Below are 4,300 nucleotides of genomic sequence, written 5' to 3' on the forward strand. Positions count from 1 at the left end.
ACGCCTTGACTTTATTTACCACTGCGAGTATAGCAATAAAGTACCGGAGATCGACCTCATCTTCGGTGTCGATCCCCTTAACAGTAGTTTACTTCTAACTTTATGGGGAGACGAAATGCGCCTTTTAAAACCGATTGCGATTCCGTTAGTTCTGACGGTTCTTCTTCTTATCCCGAAACCTTCACATTCTGAATGGCTTGAGTTCAGCGCAGGCTGCCCCGCGGGTTCAGAACCCGTAACCGAACACAACATCACCCTTGATGAGTTTATCAGTTTTGACGTTGAACTCGGAGGACTTCAGGTTGATACTGTCTCTCATGAAGGTCTTGATTACCTTAGATTCACAGGAACACCCGGCATAAGCCCCATGAACGAAGTTGGTTATCCGGAACTGCCGGTTGTAACCTGTTTTGTGGCTGTTCCCGACGAATCCGATCTGAACCTATTCTATTCAGTCGGCTGCATAAGTCAGTTGAACTGCCTTCAAGTATATCCTTCACCGATCGACAGCCTTGTAGAAGACAATCTGCATACACCGTACATCGACGAGTTCTTCAGGAAGGATTCACAGCAATCCGATCCTCCCAATCCCGATGGAAGTAAAATGACCAGCGCTGACTGGATATTGGCTTGTGAAACCGTATTTGAGAGAGGTTCGCAGATCCTCTTCTACACCGATCATGGTGGAGTACATTACTTCGAATGTGCAATGAATGAAGAGCTTCCAGGATACCTGGGCAGACCGGACTCAACCTTTGATGATCTGAACGTGAGGGCACTGAGCCATGGTGAAGATCAGATGTATCCATTTGTCCTTTTATGCAGTTGTTCACAGGGAACCTACAACTGGACCTACGATCAGCAGTACAATTCGGATTACTCATTATGGAACTGCTATAGTGATGATCCGTTCTACGATTTTGGAGTGGACTGTTTTGCCGAGGAACTTATGAAGAATACCGAAGGTGGTGCTATAGGTGTATTCGCCGCAAGCTGGGCTGCTGCCACAGGATCGGGAGAGTATTTTGAGAACACTATAATACAGCCTCTCTATTACGGCATTACAAGGACTGGAGATATGATCCAGGCAGGAAGGCTATCTTCCCTGAACATATTCTACTTTAATGGAATATGGAGATCTGAGATCGGATTATTCAACCTCCTGGGAGACCCCGCGGTGGATATTGGAGACAGGGTCAAGTTCAGGGACTGCTGCGACCTCATCATCTCACCGACTGATATTGAGATGAACAGGTATCCCACTCTTTCTGTTAATGGCGGTTCTGGTGAACCCGAACTGCAGGTTACCGTTCGTAACGCAGGTGCCGTTGCGTCCGGAGCATTCGCTGTATCTCTTGAGATAATCTACCAAGAGATAGTCTGGACCTCATGGGCACAATGTATCGGTGTTGATCCCGGAGAAGAGGAGACGCTGCAGTTCGTCTGGCGTAATCCGCCTTCAAACGTTTCAGGTAAAGTTCACCTTGCAGCTGTTGCTGACCCACAGGAGAACACACCCGACTCGTGGAGGGGCAACAACTCCGCCGGAGCGGATGTTGAAGTGGTTGATTTCTACCCCAACGAGGATGGCTGGCCGGTAAGAACTTTCGGGTCGGTAAAATCTCCTCCGGCCCTTGCTGATCTTGATGGAGACGGTGATATGGAGATAATCGTAACTGCGGGGGATTTTCTGATAGCGGCCTATCGGTACGATAATCCCTCTTCGCCTCTATGGGTTACAGATCCTTACAGGTTCAGCAATAATCTCAACCTTATCTCAGCATCGATACCCGCAGTTGGCAATGTATGCGGAGACATACTTCCGGAAGTAATAGTGGATGGGATGGATTCCCTGTTCGTGTTCGGGGGCACCAGCGGAGAACTTCTTTATTCCTTCCCGCATCCGGTGAGTGATGCCTGGAAAGCCCCTCACACAGTCTGCCTTGCAGACCTTGAGCCTGAAGCCCCCAACGAGATTTCCCGGGATGAGATAGCCGTTATCCTCCGTGACAATCTTTACATCTTAAGAGTGCAGGGCGGTGTTCTGGAGGTGCTTGATAATGAAGCCCTCAGTGTATCGGAAACAGTTCCATTTTCCTGGGTAAGCTCATACGACCTCAACGGCACAGGTCCCGATGAGATAATCATCAGCAGGTCGTTCTATGCGCCATCTTCTTTTACCGATTACAGCTGGTTTCACCTTTACGATTACGAAGCCGGGGAAGTTTATTCAAGCGAGGAGTGGGTTGATAACAATTTCCGTGGGATACCGGCAGTGGGCAGTCTTCCTATGAGCGGAGACAGGATTGCCCTTTCGAAAAAGAAATCCACTTACAATTATCCACCGGTATTTCTTTTCGACCCTGAGGATATTTCATCGCCGCTTTCCTGTGATCCGCCCATGCAGTCTTCAAATCAGGTGCTTTGCTGCGTCATGGCGGACTGGGATCCTCTTGCTGTAGGAGCCGACAGGATCATTGCCAATGCGGAGAACCAGGCGATGGCTTGGGATGAAGAGGGGGAGCTTATTCAAGAGTGGAACGGTAATGTATATCCTTCTTCTGGAATCGGTCGACCTCCGTTCCCGGCGCTTGGAGAACTTGACGATCAGGATGGGTACGATTTTGCGGACCTGCTTGTGGGGACCCGAGAGGGGATGATCTACGCTTTTGGTGATGATGGAGAAATGCTCTATGACCTTGGTTTTCCGTACACTCTTCCATCTGAGGTTAACGGCGGCTTTGTAATAGCCGACATAGACAACGACGGACATATTGAGGTTGTTTTCGGAACCATGGACAATTACCTTCATGTATGGGAACTCGGTGAATGTACTCCGGGTTATTCTCCATGGCCGCAGTGTCAGCATGACGCTGCCCGAACCGGTGTTCTTCTGGAGGAATGATGCTCTCAGCAATGGTTCTTTCCTGCTCCATTCTGGTCACCCATGCGCCGGGGTGGAGTAATCTCATCATCACTGTGGATATGTGGAATTACGGTTCCCAGTACAAGACTATTGAAGTTCAAGATAGTTTGATTCATCAGGGTTGGGCTAACCTCAACCAGGAAACAAGAATAGGCTACAAAGTCTATCTATCAGACGGTACCGTGATCTATCCCGAGACGATGATCTCCAACGATCAATGGTCTTCATACTGTAACAGTACAATTGTCAGTTCGGACAGTGTTGCCATCACCTGGCGTGAAGGGTCTCCCGCCTATTACACCGTCCGGGAACATGACGGAGAGGAGGCCGTTCCCACCTCTCTCTACGTTCCCGATCCCTGGGTAAATTCTCCGTCCGTTCATTCTTCAAGTGATTCACTTGGCCGGATCCATTCCGTTTTTGAAGTCTGGGATGGAGCATCAGCGAGGGTTTGCTACGGGGTTTTCGAACCTGGCGTTGGAGAGATGTGGCGCGATACCATCCCCGGCAGTTTTGGAGCATCCCGTATTCTTGTTGATGGTAATCGTGTTCACATAGCCTTCCGTGGAGAAGACCTCTGGCCGGATTATATACAGTACGACCTTGATGGTAACGTCAGCGTACCCACTGTCAGCTTGATAGAAGATCTTGTTCAATTCAACACTTTTTACACGGTTGAGCTTGATAATGCAAGAAATTTGTATTGCTTGTTTGATTTATGCAACGATCCAATCGGTTGGCATCTTTCTTTATTCAAAATTGATGGAGAAACAGGGGAAGTTCTGATTTCCGATAAGTTGATCTCTGAAACCGGGAATATAGGATTCCAGAACATTCTCAGTACACCTTCGGGGGAATCGTTCTATCTTCTCTGGCAAATGAACAATTCATCCTCTGAGTATTTCATAATGTTCGCCATGATTAACAAAAACGGTGATTTTATTGAGGAACCGTACGCAGCTTACGATTATTCGGATGAGGAACTGCAGAATCTGGAAGTACTAACGGCGACAACCAACGAAGATGGAGATATCTTCGCGATCTGGAACCAGGGTGATGTTGAGGTTGGCGGTTACTGGATCGTCATGGGCTGGTTCGACCACAACTGGGTAGGAATAAGTGAGGAAGCTGAGAAATCCGTTGAACCATATGAATTTACTCTTCAGCCTTCAGTGAATCCGTTCTCAGGAAGTGTTTCAATTACGGTTACCGCAGATCCAATTCCCGGTCAGCTGGTCGTTTACGACATATCCGGTCATATTGTCAGAGTGCTGTATCGAAATGGAAGAAACTCTTTTGTATGGGATGGATGCGATTCGGAAGGAAATGAGCTTCCTTCGGGAAACTATATCATCCGCGGTGAATCTGAATATA

Annotated in this window: 2 protein-coding genes; both read left to right on the forward strand. The window is 48.1% G+C overall.

The window, feature by feature from the left end; all coding sequences use genetic code 11:
* Positions 1–2,905: hypothetical protein (locus K8S15_14160; protein MCD4777177.1), on the forward strand; the 2,905-nt coding region annotated here is incomplete at its 5' end.
* Positions 2,905–4,300: hypothetical protein (locus K8S15_14165; protein ID MCD4777178.1), on the forward strand; the 1,396-nt coding region annotated here is incomplete at its 3' end. The genes K8S15_14160 and K8S15_14165, both read left to right, overlap by 1 nt.

The organism is Candidatus Aegiribacteria sp. (assembly GCA_021108005.1).
In the GTDB taxonomy this organism is placed as follows: Bacteria; Fermentibacterota; Fermentibacteria; order Fermentibacterales; family JCC-6; genus Aegiribacteria.